Source organism: Streptomyces sp. T39 (assembly GCF_008042045.1).
GTDB lineage: Bacteria > Actinomycetota > Actinomycetes > Streptomycetales > Streptomycetaceae > Streptomyces.
This window is the reverse complement of the sequence record NZ_RDBP01000037.1, coordinates 731,128-745,736: the sequence shown is the minus strand read 5'-3', so window position 1 is coordinate 745,736 and position 14,609 is coordinate 731,128. Positions and strand designations below refer to the sequence as shown.

General features: G+C 73.8%; 15 protein-coding genes. 8 read left to right on the top strand and 7 right to left on the bottom strand.

Features of this window, described 5'->3' with window-relative positions; all coding sequences use genetic code 11:
• Position 1: 1 nt before the first annotated feature.
• Complete coding sequence (locus EAO77_RS25870; RefSeq protein ID WP_147990671.1) at positions 2 to 691, top strand: gamma-glutamyl-gamma-aminobutyrate hydrolase family protein; 690 nt, start codon at positions 2 to 4, stop codon at positions 689 to 691.
• A gap of 3 nt (positions 692 to 694) precedes the next feature.
• Here EAO77_RS25870 and EAO77_RS25865 read toward each other — a convergent pair whose 3' ends face one another.
• Positions 695 to 1,615, bottom strand: a complete 921-nt coding sequence (locus EAO77_RS25865; protein WP_147990670.1) for a LysR family transcriptional regulator — start codon at positions 1,613 to 1,615, stop codon at positions 695 to 697.
• A 70-nt stretch (positions 1,616 to 1,685) separates the two neighbouring features.
• On the opposite strand from EAO77_RS25865, the gene EAO77_RS25860 reads away from it, so the two are divergent.
• Complete coding sequence (locus EAO77_RS25860) at positions 1,686 to 2,819, top strand: TDT family transporter (RefSeq protein ID WP_147990669.1); 1,134 nt, start codon at positions 1,686 to 1,688, stop codon at positions 2,817 to 2,819.
• Here EAO77_RS25860 and EAO77_RS25855 read toward each other — a convergent pair.
• From EAO77_RS25855 to EAO77_RS25840, 4 genes are all read right to left on the bottom strand, one after another.
• Positions 2,767 to 3,501 carry a helical backbone metal receptor gene (locus EAO77_RS25855; protein WP_147990668.1) on the bottom strand — a complete coding sequence of 245 codons (735 nt, stop codon included), beginning with the start codon at positions 3,499 to 3,501 and terminating at the stop codon, positions 2,767 to 2,769. The genes EAO77_RS25860 and EAO77_RS25855 overlap by 53 nt on opposite strands.
• 4 nt (positions 3,502 to 3,505) lie before the next feature.
• Entirely contained in the window at positions 3,506 to 4,096 is a 591-nt protein-coding gene (locus EAO77_RS25850; protein WP_147990667.1) for a helix-turn-helix domain-containing protein, read from the bottom strand.
• 185 nt (positions 4,097 to 4,281) lie between these two features.
• Positions 4,282 to 6,906: an ABC transporter permease/substrate binding protein gene (locus tag EAO77_RS25845; RefSeq protein ID WP_147990666.1), complete on the bottom strand. Its 2,625-nt coding sequence runs from the start codon at positions 6,904 to 6,906 to the stop codon at positions 4,282 to 4,284.
• Positions 6,899 to 8,092 (bottom strand): glycine betaine/L-proline ABC transporter ATP-binding protein, encoded by a 1,194-nt coding sequence (locus EAO77_RS25840; RefSeq protein ID WP_261994142.1) that lies wholly within the window; start codon positions 8,090 to 8,092, stop codon positions 6,899 to 6,901. The genes EAO77_RS25845 and EAO77_RS25840 overlap by 8 nt, the downstream gene beginning before the upstream one ends.
• Positions 8,093 to 8,327: 235 nt before the next feature.
• On the opposite strand from EAO77_RS25840, the gene EAO77_RS25835 reads away from it, so the two are divergent.
• Together EAO77_RS25835 and EAO77_RS25830 are read left to right on the top strand one after the other, a co-directional pair.
• Positions 8,328 to 9,230 carry a 5'-3' exonuclease gene (locus EAO77_RS25835; protein ID WP_187283429.1) on the top strand — a complete coding sequence of 301 codons (903 nt, stop codon included), beginning with the start codon at positions 8,328 to 8,330 and terminating at the stop codon, positions 9,228 to 9,230.
• A gap of 41 nt (positions 9,231 to 9,271) precedes the next feature.
• Positions 9,272 to 10,114 (top strand): siderophore-interacting protein, encoded by an 843-nt coding sequence (locus tag EAO77_RS25830; RefSeq protein WP_147990664.1) that lies wholly within the window; start codon positions 9,272 to 9,274, stop codon positions 10,112 to 10,114.
• Positions 10,115 to 10,211: 97 nt separating this feature from the next.
• On the opposite strand, the gene EAO77_RS38850 is transcribed toward EAO77_RS25830, so the two are convergent.
• Together EAO77_RS38850 and EAO77_RS25825 are read right to left on the bottom strand one after the other, a co-directional pair.
• Positions 10,212 to 10,475 carry a hypothetical protein gene (locus EAO77_RS38850; protein WP_187283402.1) on the bottom strand — a complete coding sequence of 88 codons (264 nt, stop codon included), beginning with the start codon at positions 10,473 to 10,475 and terminating at the stop codon, positions 10,212 to 10,214.
• A 168-nt stretch (positions 10,476 to 10,643) separates the two neighbouring features.
• Positions 10,644 to 11,282: a MerR family transcriptional regulator gene (locus EAO77_RS25825; RefSeq protein WP_147990663.1), complete on the bottom strand. Its 639-nt coding sequence runs from the start codon at positions 11,280 to 11,282 to the stop codon at positions 10,644 to 10,646.
• A 107-nt stretch (positions 11,283 to 11,389) separates the two neighbouring features.
• Between EAO77_RS25825 and EAO77_RS25820 the strand changes: the two genes are divergently transcribed.
• From EAO77_RS25820 to EAO77_RS25805, 4 genes are all read left to right on the top strand, one after another.
• Positions 11,390 to 12,358, top strand: a complete 969-nt coding sequence (locus EAO77_RS25820) for a hypothetical protein (protein WP_147990662.1) — start codon at positions 11,390 to 11,392, stop codon at positions 12,356 to 12,358.
• Positions 12,355 to 12,855 carry an ABA4-like family protein gene (locus tag EAO77_RS25815; RefSeq protein ID WP_147990661.1) on the top strand — a complete coding sequence of 167 codons (501 nt, stop codon included), beginning with the start codon at positions 12,355 to 12,357 and terminating at the stop codon, positions 12,853 to 12,855. The genes EAO77_RS25820 and EAO77_RS25815 overlap by 4 nt, the downstream gene beginning before the upstream one ends.
• Positions 12,856 to 13,113: 258 nt before the next feature.
• Positions 13,114 to 13,698, top strand: coding sequence for a sigma-70 family RNA polymerase sigma factor (locus EAO77_RS25810; RefSeq protein ID WP_147990660.1), 585 nt, complete (start codon positions 13,114 to 13,116; stop codon positions 13,696 to 13,698).
• The gene (locus EAO77_RS25805) at positions 13,695 to 14,444 is read left to right on the top strand and encodes an anti-sigma factor domain-containing protein (RefSeq protein WP_147990659.1); all 750 of its coding nucleotides are present in this window, start codon (positions 13,695 to 13,697) and stop codon (positions 14,442 to 14,444) included. Before EAO77_RS25810 ends, EAO77_RS25805 begins: the two co-directional genes overlap by 4 nt.
• Positions 14,445 to 14,609 lie beyond the last annotated feature (165 nt).

The window sequence follows — 14,609 nt, the reverse complement described above, 5'->3', positions numbered from 1 at the left end:
CATGACCGCGCCGCTCGTCGGAGTCAGCACCTACCTGGAGGCGTCCGCCCGCTGGGGCGTGTGGGACCTGCCCGCCGCCCTGCTGCCGGCCGGGTATCCGCGCCTGGTCCAGGCTGCCGGGGGCCTCGTCGCGATGCTCCCGCCGGACGCGCCGGAGCACGCCGCGGCGGTCGTCGCCCGGCTCGACGCGCTGGTCGTGGCCGGCGGGCCGGACATCGACCCGGCGCTCTACGGCGCGGACCGCGATCCGCGCACCGGGCCGCCCGCCCCCGAACGGGACGCCTGGGAACTGGCCCTGATCCGGGCGGCTCTGGACTCGGGGACACCGCTGCTCGGCATCTGCCGCGGCATGGAACTGCTCAACGTGGCGCTCGGCGGCTCGCTGCGGCAGCACGTCGAGGGGCATCGCGGCACGGAGAACGGGGTGTTCGGCGAGCACCTGGTCGAACCGGTGCCGGGGACGCGGTACGCGTCGCTCGTGCCGGAGGCCGCGTCCGTCCCCACCTACCACCACCAGGCGGTGGACGGACTCGGCGACGGTCTGACGGCGGGCGCGTACGCGGAGGACGGGACGGTGGAGGCCCTGGAGACGGGAACCGAGGGGGCCTGGGTGCTGGGGGTGCAGTGGCACCCCGAGATGGGGGCCGACACCCGGGTGATGGCCGGGCTGGTGGCGGCGGCCCGGGGCTGACCGCTACCCCCGGGTCAGGCCCAGCAGGTCGCGGGCGGGGCCGGTGGGGCGCTGGCCGTGGGGCCAGACGGCGCGCAGGTCGCGGTCGAGGCGGACGCCGGCGACCGGGATGCGGGCCMGCCGCCGGGAGGCGAGCTCCTCGGTGACGGCGAGTTCGCTGAGCACGGCGGGCCCCGCCCCGCTCACCGCGGCCGCCTTCACCGCCGTCGTGGAGGCGAGTTCGAGCAGCGGGTCCGCGAGCCCTCCGTAGGAGGAGAGCGCGGAGTCCAGGACCTGGCGCGTGCCGGAGCCGCGTTCACGCAGGACGAGGGGGGCGGCCGCCAGTTCCCCGGCCGTGAGCGGCGACCGGCGGCGGCGCGCCCAGGGGTGGCCGGGCGCGGCGACGACGACGAGGCGGTCGTGGCCGATGACCGTGCCGTCGAGCCCCTCCGGCACGGCGAGGCCCTCCACGAAGCCCAGGTCGGCCTCGCCGGAGAGCAGCCGGTCGGCGACGGCCGCCGAGTTGCCGGCGAGCAGCGAGACCGCGGTGCCCGGCCGGTCGGCGCGCAGCGCGATCAGCCAGCCGGGCAGCAGGTACTCGGCGATGGTCATGCTGGCGGCGACCCGCAGGCGGGAGTCGCGCCGCCCCCGCAGCGCCTGTGCCCCGGCGTCGAACGCCTCCGCCGCCTCCACGATCCGCCGGGCCCAGTCCGTGACCAGCGCACCGGCCCCGGTGAGCCGGGACCCGCGGGGCGAGCGCTCGACGAGGGCGACTCCGAGCTGGCGTTCCATGGAGCGGACGCGGCTGCTCGCCGCGGGCTGGGTGATGCCGAGCTCCCGGGCCGCGCGTCCGAGGCTGCCGTGGCGGGCCACGGCGAGCAGCAGTTCGAGCGCCCCGAGGTCGGGGACGCGGTGGGCGAGCGGCACGCGCTCCTCGTCGGTCATAAGACCAGCTTATGGGGTGATAGAGGCATGATCCCTGGTGGGGACCGTGCCGTGCCGGGACAGTGGGCCCATGGTCACCGCCGTCCAGCCCGCCGCACGCCCGCTCGCCCTCCCCGGGGAGACCCCCCGGATCCCGCGGATCTCGGCCCGTCACCTCGGCCCCAACTGGTACGCCCCCGTGATGGGCACCGCGATCGTGGGCACGGCCGGCGGGGCGTTCGCCGGCGGCACACCCGCCCTGCACGCGGCGGCCGTGGGGGTCTGGGCCCTGTCCGCGCTGCTGCTGGCGGTGGTGCTCACGGCGCGCGCCGTCCACTGGACGCGCCACCGCGACCAGGCCCGGGCCCATCTGGACGACCCCGCGGTCGCCCCGTTCTACGGCTGTCTGTCGATGGCCCTGCTCGCCGTCGGCGCGGGCGCGGCGGGCACCGGGCACGAGCTGCTCGGCGGGCGTGCCGCTCTCACCGTGGCGGCGGTGCTCTTCGTCGCCGGCACGGTGATCGGCCTCGTGGTGGCCGTGGCGGTGCCGTACCTGATGGTGGTGCGCCACCGGGTGGCGCCGGGGAGCGCCTCGCCGGTGTGGCTGCTGCCGGTCGTCGCGCCGATGGTGTCCGCGTCCTCGGGGCCGCTGCTGGTGCCGCATCTGCCCGCCGGTCAGTGGCGGGAGGCGCTGCTGCTGGCGAGCTACGCCCTCTTCGGCGTCAGTCTGCTGGCCACGCTGCTCATCCTGCCGGTGGTCTTCGCCCGGCTGCTGCACCACGGTCCGCTGCCGCTCGCGCTGACCCCGGCGCTGTTCCTGGTGCTCGGGCCGCTCGGGCAGTCGACCACCGCCGTGAACAAGCTGGCCGACGTGGCGCCGGGGGCCATCTCCGCCCCGTACGCGCACGGTCTCGGTGCGCTCGCCGTCGTCTACGGCGTGCCGGTCATGGGGTTCGCCCTGCTGTGGCTGGCGCTCGCCGGGGCGATGGTGGTGCGCGCGTTCCGTGCGGGGATGCCGTTCACGATGGGCTGGTGGGCGTTCACCTTCCCGGTGGGGACCTGTGCGACGGGCGCGCAGACGCTGGAGCACCACACGGGGCTCGCGGCGTACGGCTGGCTCGCCGTGACGCTGTACGCGCTGCTGACCGGGGCCTGGGCCGTCGCCTCGGTGCTCACGGTCCGCGGTCTGGTGCGGGGAGAGCTGCTCGCAGCGCCGCGCCGATGACGGCGGGCGCCTCGGCGAGGGAGGGTCCGTACCAGGTCAGGGCGCGCCCGTCGACGAAGGCTGCGGGCAGGTCCCCGAACGCCTCGGGGCCGTCCCCGGGACCGAAGGCGTACGGCTCGTCGGGCAGGACGACCAGCTCCGCGCCGCTGCCGCGCAGCTCGTCGACGCCGAGCCGGGGGTAGCGCTCGGCATGGTCCCCGTGGACGTTGAGGACGCCGAGGCGGGCGAGGAGGTCGCCGGCGAACGTGTCGCGCCCGAGGACCATCCAGGGCCGGCGCCAGACGGGGATCACGGCCCGCACCGGGCGGGGCGTGCGGACGGCGGCCCAGGCCGTCTCGGCCTCGTCGAGCCAGGCCGGCCGGCCGAGGCCGCAGGCGCCGACCAGGACCCGCTCCAGTTCGCGGAAGGCCTGGCCGAGCGTGCGCACCTCGGTGACCAGCACCTCGATCCCGGCGGCCCGCAGCGCGTCCAGGTCGGGGCCCCGGTTCTCCTCCTCGTTGGCGATCACCAGATCGGGCCGCAGGGCGACGACGGCCGGCACGTCCGGGTTCTTGGTGCCGCCGATGCGCGGGACACCGAGTCCGGCGGGGTGGCTGCACCAGTCGGTGACGCCGACGAGCAGGCCGGGTGCGGTGACGGCGACGGCCTCGGTGAGCGACGGGACGAGGGAGACGACGCGCACCGGTTCAGCCCCGGGGCGCCGGGTTCGCGGCGATGTGGTCGGCGACCGCGACGACGAGCAGCCGGGTGTCGGCCGTGGTCGCCCGCCACCGGTGCCGTACGCCGCCGGAGAGGAAGAGCGAGTCGCCGGCGCCGAGCCGGTGGGCGCGGCCCTCGGCCTCGACCTCGACGGCGCCGTCCGCGACGTAGAGCAGCTCGTCGTTGCGGTGCTGGAACTCGCCCTCGCTCTCCTGCTCGCCGCAGAGTTCCATGGCGTGCAGCTGGTGCCTGCCGCGGACCAGGGAGCGGGCCCCGGGCGGACCGCCGGGGTGGGCGTCGTCGCAGGACCGGACCAGGTCGACGGTCCGGGTGGAGTCGGAGGCGGCGAGCAGGGCCTCGACCGTGGTGTCGAGGGCGTCGGCGACCCGCTGGAGGGAGCGGTCGCTGGGGCGGGCGCGTTCGTTCTCGATCTGGCTGAGGAACGGCACGGACAGTCCGCTGCGCGCGGCCACGGCGGCGAGGGTCAGCCGCAGGACCCGGCGGCGTTTGCGCACGGCCGCTCCCACCCGGAGGGGTTCCTCCCTCTCCTTGGTGTCCTTCGCGTCCTTCGCGTCCATCGGGCGGGCTCCCCTCCCCTGGGTCCTGTCTCACCATACGCAGCATCCGCCCGCCCGTACTCACCAAGCGCACAGGCAAGGGGATCCCGCGGGGTCCGGAGGGCGGGAAAAGGGGTGGTCCCCGCCGTGACGGCGGGGACCACCCCTTCTCGCTCCGGCGGCGGGGGCCACCGGGCGGGCGCCTGCTACAGCGGCGCGAGCCGGTCGGTGATGCCCGGGTTCTTCTCCATCCAGGCCTTCACCGCCTCCTCCTCGTGCCCGGTGCCGCGCTTCTGGATCTCGTTCTCCAGGCCGGCGAGCTGCTTCTCGTCCAGCCGGAAGTCCTTGAACCACTTCGTCAGCTGCGGGTACTGCTCGGGGAACGCCTCGGAGGCGACCGTGTGGATCTCGTCGCCCTCGCCGAAGGCCTTCTTCGGGTCGGCGAGCTTGGTGAGCTCGTACTCGCTGTAGGCCCAGTGCGGGGTCCACAGCATGACCGCGATGGGCTCCTTCTTGGCGTACGCGCGCTTCAGTTCGGCGAGCATGCCGGGTGTGGAGCTGTCGACGACCTCGAACTCCCCGTCGATGCCGTACTGGGGCAGCACCTTGTTCTTGAGGATGTTCATGGTCTCGGTGCCGGGTTCGATGCCGACGACGCGGCCCTTGAACTCGTCACCGCGGCCCTTCAGGTCGTCGAGGGAATCCACTCCTTCGACGTACGACGGAACGGCGAGTTCGAGTGACGTGGGCCCGTACCAGGACCCGAGGTCGGTCAGGTCCTTCCCGTACTTGTCCCAGTACTTCTTCTGCGTGCTCGGCAGCCAGCCGTCGAACTGCACGTCGATCTGCCCCCGGGCGAGGGCGGTGTACATCGGGCCGACCTCGAACTGCTGGAGGTTCATCGTGTAGCCGCGCTCCTCGAGGACGGCCTTCCACAGATAGGTGGCGGCGATGTCCTCCTCCCAGGGGAACCAGGCGACGTTCAGTTCACGTTCGCGCTCGTCACCGGCTCCTTTGGCGGCCTTGCCGGACTTCGCCACCGGGGCCCACCTGTCGACGAGTCCCGGGTTCTCCTTCAGCCAGGCGCGGACCGCCTCCTGCTCCTTGCCCTTGCCGGTCTCCTGGATCTTCGCCTCGAGACCGGTGAGCTGCTCCTCGGTCATCTCGAAGTTCTTCAGCCACGTGCCGACCTCGGGGTTCTCGGCGGTGAAGCCCTTGCGGGCCAGGGTGTGCACGCCGTCGCCCTTGCCCCAGGAGCCCTTGGGGTCCTTCAGCTTCCTGAGGTCGTAGGTGCTGTAGGCCCAGTGCGGCGACCACAGCGTGGTGACGATCGGTTCCTTCTTGTCGTACGCCCGCTTGAGCTCGGCGAGCATGCCGGGCGTCGAGCCGTCGACGACCTCGTACTCGCCCTCCAGGCCGTACTCCTTCAGGACCTTGTCCTTGAGGATGCCCATCATCCCGGCGCTCGGCTCGATGCCGATGATGCGGCCCTTGAACTGGCCCGACCTGCCCTTGAGGTCCTCCAGGGAGTCGATGCCCTTCATGTACGAGGGGACGGACAGCTCCAGGGAGGTGGGGCCGTACCAGGAGCCCATGTCCTCCAGCTCGTCCTGGTACTTGTCCCAGTAGGAGGCGTGGGTGACGGGCAGCCAGGAGTCGGTCTGGAAGTCGATCTGGCCGCCGGCGAGGCCGGTGTAGAGCGCGCCGGCCTCCAACTGCTTGGCGTCGACCTCGAAGCCGCGCTGCTCCAGCATCTCCTTCCACAGGAAGGTGGAGGCGATGCCCTCGTCCCAGGGGATGTAGCCGACGGAGAGCTTCTTGCCCCGGCCGATGTCCGACGCGTCGGACGCCGTCGCGGCCTTGGACCCGCCGAAGACGCTCATGCCGCCCGCGACGAGTGCGAGGACCACCATGCCGGCGACCGCGACGACGGGCTGGGGCCGGTGGTTCCAGATCTTCAGCCCGCCGGCCGCGGCACGGGCCTTGGCCAGGGCACGGCGGCCGAGGGGCGACACCTGGCGGCCCAGGGCACCGGTGATGCGGTCGAGGTACATGGCGAGGATGACGATGGAGATGCCCGCCTCGAAGCCGAGGCCGATGTCCACGTTGCCGATGGCGCGGTAGACGGCTCCGCCGAGTCCGCCGCCGCCGACCATGCCGGCGATGACGACCATCGACAGGCCCAGCATGATGACCTGGTTGATGCCGGCCATGATCGTGGGCAGGGCGAGCGGGAGCTGCACCCGCAGCAGGGTGTTGCGTTCCGTGGTGCCGAACGCCTCGGCCGCCTCGACCAGTTCGCCGTCGACCTGCCGGATGCCCAGCTCCGTCATGCGCACGCCCGGCGGCAGCGCGAAGACGATGGTGGCGATGATGCCGGGGACCACGCCGACGCCGAAGAAGATGATGCCGGGGATCAGGTAGACCATGGCCGGCATGGTCTGCATGAAGTCGAGCACCGGGCGCGTGACGGCGCTGACGGTCTTGGAGCGCGAGGCCCAGATGCCGAGCGGGACGGCGATCGCCAGCGTGACGATGGTGGCGACGAGGACCAGCGAGAGGGTCGACATGGCGTCGTCCCACAGCTCGATCGAGTCGATGAGCGCGAATCCGGCGAAGGCGAGGACGCCGGCCACCAGACCGCGCAGCCACCAGGCTCCGACGGCGAGGATGCCGGCGAAGAGCAGCGGTTCGGGCGCGGACAACACCGCGTCGATGCCGTCGTACATGCCGGTGACGAGCGAGCTGATCGCGTCGAACAGCCAGGAGAGGTGGCGCTGGAGCCAGTCGACACCGCTGTCGACCCAGTCGCCGAGGTGGAGCCTAGGCACTGGCCACCGCCTTGCCGTCGGTGTCCGCGTCGGCGCCGGAGGTCCGCGGGGCGGCCTCGGTGCCGGTCTGCGCGGGGATCTCCGCGGCGGGCGCGGCCGGTGAGGGCATCGGCTCGCCGAGCACGGCGAGCAGGCGCGTCCTCGGGACGACGCCGACCAGCTCTCCCTCGCCGTCGGTCACGGCGACGGGGGTGGTGCTGCCCGCGCAGGGCGTGAACAGCTCGATGATCGGGGTGTCTTCGGAGACGGTGGCGGGGGCGGCGGCGAGGACGTCGTCCGCGCCGCGTATCTCGTCGCCGCCGTCGGTCGTGGTGCCGTACACGGTCTCCTTGTCGGCCATGATCGCGCCGGCCGTGAGCACCCGGGAGCGGTCCACGTCCTGGGTGAAGGAGGCCACGTAGTCGTTGGCCGGGGTGACGAGGATGTCCTCGGCGGTGCCCAGCTGGACGATCCGGCCGTCGCGCATCACGGCGATCGCGTCGCCGAGGCGCATCGCCTCGTTGAGGTCGTGGGTGATGAAGACGATGGTCTTCTTCAGGCGCTTCTGCAGTTCCAGCAGCTGGTCCTGCATGTCGCGGCGGATCAGCGGGTCGAGCGCGCTGAACGACTCGTCCATGAGCAGGAGGTCGGCGTCGGTGGCGAGCGCGCGGGCGAGGCCGACGCGCTGCTGCATGCCGCCGGAGAGCTCGTCGGGCCAGGAGTCCTCCCAGCCCGCGAGTCCGACGAGTTCGAGCGCCTCGGTGGCGCGGCGGGTGCGCTCCTCACGGGGGACGCCCTGCACCTCGAGGCCGTACCCGGCGTTCTCCAGCACGCTGCGGTGCGGGAAGAGCGCGAAGTGCTGGAAGACCATGCTGATCCGGCTGGACCGCACGGCGCGCAGGTCGCGGGGGCTGAGGGCGGTGACGTCCTCGCCGTCGAAGAGCACCCGTCCGGAGGTGGGCTCCAGCAGTCCGTTGAGCATCCGCAGCAGGGTGGACTTGCCGGATCCGGACAGGCCCATGACGACGAAGATCTGGCCGGGCTCGACGGTGAACGACGCGTCGATGACGGCGGCGGTCGTGCCGTCGGCACGCAGCTCGTCGCGGTCGGTGCCGCTTTCGAGCCTGGTCACCGCTTCATCGGGTCGTCTGCCGAACACCTTGTACAAGTGCTCGGCCTGCAGCCTGGACACATACACCTCACGCATAGAACCGGAAAACGGCCCGTCGCCCCCGCGGACGGACCGTGGAACGAGGCGGGGTCCGCCCGCCGGACCCGTCGCATTGGTTGAATATGCGACGGGATTCGCTCCGGTTCCGCGCCTGCCCGAGCGCCAAAACAGCAAACGCAAAGGTGATCCAGGTCACTGCGGCCGGTGGCGGAGCGGCCGGGGCGGGCTGTCGGCGGGGTGCGGCATCATCGTCCCTGTGACGCGACGCCTGATGCTCCTCGACACCGCCTCCCTGTACTTCCGCGCCTACTACGGCGTCCCCGACTCGGTCCGGGCCCCCGACGGCACCCCGGTGAACGCGGTGCGCGGGCTGATGGACTTCATCGCCCGCCTGGTGCAGGACCACCGCCCCGACGAACTGGTCGCCTGCTGGGACAACGACTGGCGGCCGCAGTGGCGGGTCGACCTGATCCCGTCGTACAAGGCGCACCGGGTCGCCGAGGCGCAGGCGCAGGGACCGGACGTCGAGGAGACGCCCGACACCCTCGACCCGCAGGTGCCGGTCATCCGGGAGGTGCTCGCGGCGGTCGGCATCGCCCGCGTCGGCGCCGACGGATACGAGGCGGACGACGTGATCGGCACGCTGACGGCGCGCGCCGAGGGCCCGGTCGACATCGTCACCGGCGACCGGGACCTGTTCCAGCTGGTGGACGACGCCCGCGGCCGGCGGGTGCTCTACCCGCTGAAGGGGGTCGGGACGCTCCAGGTGACGGACGAGGCCTGGCTGCGCGAGAGGTACGGGGTGGACGGCCCGGGGTACGTCGACCTGGCGCTGCTCCGGGGCGACCCGAGCGACGGCCTGCCGGGCGTGCCGGGGATCGGCGAGAAGACGGCTGCCAAGCTGCTCGACGCGTACGGGGACCTCGACGGGATCATGGCGGCGGTGGACGACCGCACGTCGAAGCTCACCCCGTCGCAGCGCAAGCGGCTCGACGAGGCACGGCCGTACGTGGCGGTCGCGCCGAAGGTGGTCAGGGTCGCGTCGGACGTGCCGCTGCCGGCTTTCGACCCGGCCCTGCCGCGCACGCCGCACGACCCGGCCGCGCTGGAGGAGCTGGCGGAGCGCTGGGGGCTCGGCGGCGCGGTGGTGCGGCTGCTGTCCGCCCTCGAGTGATAACTTAGGTATACCTAAGTATGCGTCGCAGGGAGAAGACCGTGGCAGAGCGTCCGGCCCGCAAGGCACCGAAGGCCCACAGCGCGACAGTGGTGCGCACCGAGCGGCTCACCCCGCACATGGTGCGCGTGGTGCTCGCCCTGGAGCCACAGACCGCCTTCGGGATCGGCGAGTTCACCGACCACTACGTGAAGCTCCTCTTCGCACCGGACGGGGTGAGCTACCCGGAGCCGTTCGACATGGACCGGATCCGCGAGGAGTTCCCGCGCGAGCAGTGGCCCGCGAACCGGACGTACACCGTGCGGTCCTTCGACGAAGCGCACCGGGAGATGACGATCGACTTCGTCGTCCACGGCGACGAGGGCCTGGCGGGCCCCTGGGCGGCCCGGGCGCGCGCCGGGGAGACCATCCGCTTCCTCGGCCCCGGCGGCGGTTACGCCCCCGAGCCGGCCGCGGACTGGCATCTGCTGGCAGGCGACGAGAGCGCGCTGCCGGCGATCGCCGCCTCGCTGGAGCGCATGCCGGCGGGCGCGGTGGTGCACGCGTTCGTCGAGGTCGCGGGCCCCGCGGACGAGCAGAAGGTCGTCACCCCGGACGGCGTGGAGATCACCTGGCTCCACCGGGGCGACCGCGCGCCGGGCGAGGCCCTGGTGGCGGCGGTGAAGGCGCTGGAGTTCCCGGCGGGCGAGGTGTCGGCCTTCGTCCACGGCGAGGCCGGCAGCGTGAAGGAACTGCGCCGCCTGCTGCGCCTGGAGCACGGGGTCCCGCGGGAGCGTCTGTCGATCTCCGGCTACTGGCGCGTGGGCAAGACGGACGAGGACTGGCGCGCGATCAAGCGCGAGTGGAACGAGCAGGTGGAGCGGGAACAGGAGCCGACCGCCTGACGCGCAGGGCATGACGAGGGCCGTGTGCCGCCGTCCCGGCCGGGACGGCGGCACACGGCCCTCGCCGTTCACCGCAGCGCCAGACGCACCGCGGCGGTCACGGCGCAGAGGAGCGGCGGCGCGGCGGCGCGGCGGCGCGGCGGCGCGGCGGCGCGGCCGGCCGGCGGCCGAAGGCGGGGCGGGCCGACCGGGTGAGCGCGATCAGGAGCGCCGGAGCGGCCGTCACGATCGTGACCAGGCAGGCGAGTTCGATCCCGGCGAGCGCGCCCTCGTCCCGGGGACGGGACGGCCGCACGGTCAGCGCTGGCCAGCAGGAGAACGCCGCGATCAGCTGCAGCACGAGGAGCGGGACGCCCAGCACCCAGCGCAGGCGGCCCTTCTCGTTCCCGGCAGGCGCGTCACGGATCGCCTGCCATGTGACGCCCCCTCCCGCGCGGGTGACAGGGCCGGACGGCTCCCACGGGCGGGGGCCGCGCCGCACGAGGGCAGGCGCCCGGGTGCCGGAGCCCGCCCCGGGCCGCGCCGGCGCTCAGGCCCCGTCGTCGCCGAAGAGCCGGGACGAGCGGTGGGTCTGGGCCATGCGGCGCAGGGACGTGAGGATCGCGTCGCCGAGCACCGTGCCCACCACGACGCTCTCGACCACGTCGTCCAGTGCCACCCGCTTGGCGACGTGGTCGAGGTCGGCCTCGGCGACCCGGTCCGCCGCGTCCGCGTAGTCGTCGAGGACCTCCGCGAACGCCCCGTGCCCGGCGCGTTCCAGGGCCGCGAGGGTCTCCGCGAGGGCCGTCGCCGCCAGGTTCCCCTCGTCGATCCGCCAGCCCCGGGCGTCCACCAGCTCGCGGACCCGGTCCCGCGCCGCGGCCAGCACCTCGTCGTCGGGGCCCTGCGGACACCGCGGCACGATCGGATCCGTGACCTCGCCGAGCACCTCGTGCACGGACCGTCCCGTGTCGTCGACGGCGGCCACCACGTCACGGACGGCGGCCACCGACAGGCCCCCCACGTCGAGCAGTGCGCGGATGAGGCGCAGCCGGCGTTCGTGACGGTCCCCGTAGTGGGCCTGGTTGGGGCTCGTCAGTTCCCCGGCGGGCAGCAGGCCCTCCCGGACGTAGTACTTGACCGTCGGGACCGGCACTCCGGTCCGGCGGCTCAACTCGCCGATGCGCACTGGGCGTTCACCCTTTCCCGCTTGCGTTCACGATCCCCATCATAGATAGTCTCGCTATCGGATAGCGGGAAGCGCTGCTATCCATAATGACTCCGGGGGTTCTGCTCATGTCCTCTTGGCACCGCCCACTCGTCGCCTTCGCCGCGTCGATGGCGTTACTCGCGGCCCTCACGGCGGTCGGTCTCGTCGTGGACGACCGCACCGTCGCGGGCTCGCCGGTCTGGTTCAAGCCGTTCAAGTTCTCCGTGTCGTTCGTCGCCTACGCGCTCTCGCTCGCCTGGATGCTGTCGCTGCTCCCCCGCTTCCGCCGGATCGGCTGGTGGGCGGGGACCACCGTCATGGTGGCGAGCGCCGCGGAGATGGTGCTCATCACCGGCCAGGCCCTGCGCGGGCGGCGCAGTCACTTCAACCACGAGACGCCGCTGGACTCGGCCCTGTACGACGCGATGGCCGTGTCGGTGGTGGTCCTGTGGTCGGGGGCCCTCGCCATCGCCGTCCTGCTGTTCCGCGCCCGCATCGCCGACCGGGCGTCCGCCTGGGCGATCCGCTGCGGCTCCGTGGTGGCGCTGGCGGGCGCCGCGACCGGCTTCCTGATGGTCCGTCCCACGGACGAGCAGCGGGCGGCGGGCGGCGCCGGTGACGCCGGCATCGTCGGGGCGCACGCGGTCGGCGTCCCGGACGGCGGCCCCTCGATGCCGGTCACCGGCTGGGCGACGACCGGCGGCGACCTGCGCATCGGGCACTTCGTCGGCATGCACGCCCTCCAGGTGCTCCCCCTGGTGCTGCTCGTCCTCGCGGCCCTCGCCCCGCGCTTCGCCCGGCTCGCGGACGAGCGGGTGCGCCTTCGGCTCGTGCTGATCGCCTCGGCGGCCTACGCCGGAGCCTTCGTCCTGGTCACCTGGCAGGCACTGCGCGGCCAGGCGCTGTTCCGTCCCGACGGGATCACGCTCACGGCCGCCGCCGTGCTCGCGCTGGCCACCGCGGCCGCCGTCGCCGCGGCGCTGCGCACGGCACCGCCGGGCCCGCCCGGGCCCCCGGCCGCCGAGGACGCCGACCGGGCGGAGGTGGCGGTGTGACCGGCTTCCTCTTCGAGCTCTCCTTCTGGCTCGCCGCGCCCGTGTGGCTGCTGATGATCCTCGCCCCGCGCCACCGGATCACCGCGCGGGTGGCCGCCTCCCCGCTGACCGTCCTCCCGGTGCTCGCCGTGTACACCGCCCTCGCGCTCCCCGTCCTCCCCGAACTGTGGACGGCCGTGAGCAGTCCCGACATCGACACCTTCCGCGACCTGACCGCGCTGGCCGGCGGCGCGGGAGCGGTCTGGGCCCAGGTGATCGCATGGGACCTGCTGATCGGGCAGTGGATCCACCGCGAGGCCGTCGCGCTGGGGGTCCATCCCCTGGTGACCGGACCGCTGCTGGTCCTCACGATCCTGCTGTCCCCGTTCGGCCTGCTCCTCTTCCTCGCGCTGCGCGCGGTGCTCCTCCGGCGCGGCGCGCGTCCGGCGGCGGCGCCGGGCGCCGGGGCGGCGGCCGGCACCGCGGGAGGCGTGGAAGGGGCGAGGGCGCCTTCCTGAGCCCGGCCCGGCCGCGGCCTCGGCGGAGGGGGCTGCCGCACCCCCGGCCCCGGCCGTGACCTCTCCGGACGGGGCCGGGGGTGCTTCCCCGGCCCGGGGGCCCCGCCCCTGCGTTCCCGGACGTCCCGGGCACCTGCGTTCCCGGACGGCCCGGGCACCTGCGTGACACGATGCGGCGCACGACCCATCCGCACGCCGCCCGGCTCCGAATAACGGTCGAGAATCGTCCGGAGCGTGCGCACCGTGGAGGAACGCCGAGTGAAAGAAGCCGTCCGCATCGACGGTCCCGCGGCCGCGGGGCCCGATCTGGAGCAGTTGCTCGTCCTGGTGGCCCGCGGCGACCAGGACGCCTTCTCCACGGTGTACGACTCGGTGAGCGGGGCCGTGCTCGGTCTCGTCCGCACCGTGCTGCGCGATCCGGCCCAGTCGGAGGAGGTGACGCAGGAGGTGCTGATCGAGGTCTGGCGGTCCGCCGCCCGCTACCAGCCGGCCCGGGGCTCCGCCATGACCTGGATCATGACCCTGGCCCACCGCCGTGCCGTCGACCGGGTGCGCTCCGCCCAGGCGGCGACCGACCGCGAGCGGCGCGCCGCGCTGCTCGACCGGACCACGGCCTACGACGAGGTCACCGAGCAGGTCGAGACGCGCCTCGAACACGAGCAGGTGCGGCGCTGCCTGCGCGGGCTGACCGAACTGCAGCGGCAGTCGGTGACGCTCGCCTACTACCGGGGGCTGGCCTACCGCGAGGTGGCCGAACTGCTCGCCGTGCCGCTCGGCACGGTCAAGACACGACTGCGCGACGGGCTCATCCGGCTGCGCGACTGCCTGGGGGTGAGCGCATGAACACCGACGAGACGCACCTGCTGACCGGCGCCTATGTGCTGCACGCGCTCCCCCCGGACGAGCACGACCGGTTCGAGCGCCATCTGCCCTCCTGCCCGTCCTGCGCGCAGGAGGTGCGCGAACTGGCCGCCACCGCCGGACGGCTGGGGTCCGCGGTCTCCGTCACCCCGCCCGCGGCGATGAAGCGGGAGGTGATGTCCCGCATCGCCACCGAGCGGCAGGAGCCGCCCGTCGTCGCCCGCCGGACCCAGCGCGCTGGGGGACGCCGGCGCCTCGCCGCCTCCCGGTTCGCGCTGGCGGCCTGTGTGGCGGCGGCCGCCGCCTTCGGCGGAGTCGCCGTCTGGCAGCACCGGGAGGCCGAGGACGCCCGGACCGCCGCGCGGGCCGCCGAACGCGCCGCGGACGAGCTGTCGGCGGTGCTCTCCGCCCCCGACGCGAAGGTCTCCGCCGGGAAGCTGCCGGACGGCGCCGGCGCGACGGTGGTGGTCTCGCGGGAGCGGGACCGGGCCGTGTTCGTCGCCTCCGCCATGCCCCGGCCGCCCGCCGGCAAGGTGTACCAGCTGTGGTTCTCCGACGGCGACGCGATGCGCCCGGCCGGGCTGCTGGACGCTTCCGGAGGGTCCGGCGCGGTGATGATGGAGGGTCCGGTGGACGGCGCCTCCGGAATGGGCATCACCCTCGAACCGGCGGGCGGTTCACCCCGGCCGACGTCGGCACCGCTCGCGGTCATGGACTTCCCGGCCTGACGGAGGGCTCCCGGCGGCCGCAAGCCGCAGGCCCCCGCACCGTGCCGGAAGCCGCCGCGCCGGAGGCCCGGAGGGACACCGGATCCCGGCGTGCGCCGGCCTCGCCCCGTCCGGTGTTCCCGGGGACGGGGCGAGACCTCGCGCGCAGGCGCGCACCCCCGGCAG

Excerpts from the sequence above, each read along its gene's own strand:
- EAO77_RS25850 (WP_147990667.1), bottom strand. The coding sequence starts at position 4,096 with ATGGACGCGAAGGACGCGAAGGACACCAAGGAGAGGGAGGAACCCCTC.
- EAO77_RS25870 (WP_147990671.1), top strand. The coding sequence starts at position 2 with ATGACCGCGCCGCTCGTCGGAGTCAGCACCTACCTGGAGGCGTCCGCC.
- EAO77_RS25860 (WP_147990669.1), top strand. The coding sequence starts at position 1,686 with ATGGTCACCGCCGTCCAGCCCGCCGCACGCCCGCTCGCCCTCCCCGGG.
- EAO77_RS25835 (WP_187283429.1), top strand. The coding sequence starts at position 8,328 with ATGCTCCTCGACACCGCCTCCCTGTACTTCCGCGCCTACTACGGCGTC.
- EAO77_RS25805 (WP_147990659.1), top strand. The coding sequence starts at position 13,695 with ATGAACACCGACGAGACGCACCTGCTGACCGGCGCCTATGTGCTGCAC.
- EAO77_RS25820 (WP_147990662.1), top strand. The coding sequence starts at position 11,390 with ATGTCCTCTTGGCACCGCCCACTCGTCGCCTTCGCCGCGTCGATGGCG.
- EAO77_RS25840 (WP_261994142.1), bottom strand. The coding sequence starts at position 8,092 with ATGCGTGAGGTGTATGTGTCCAGGCTGCAGGCCGAGCACTTGTACAAG.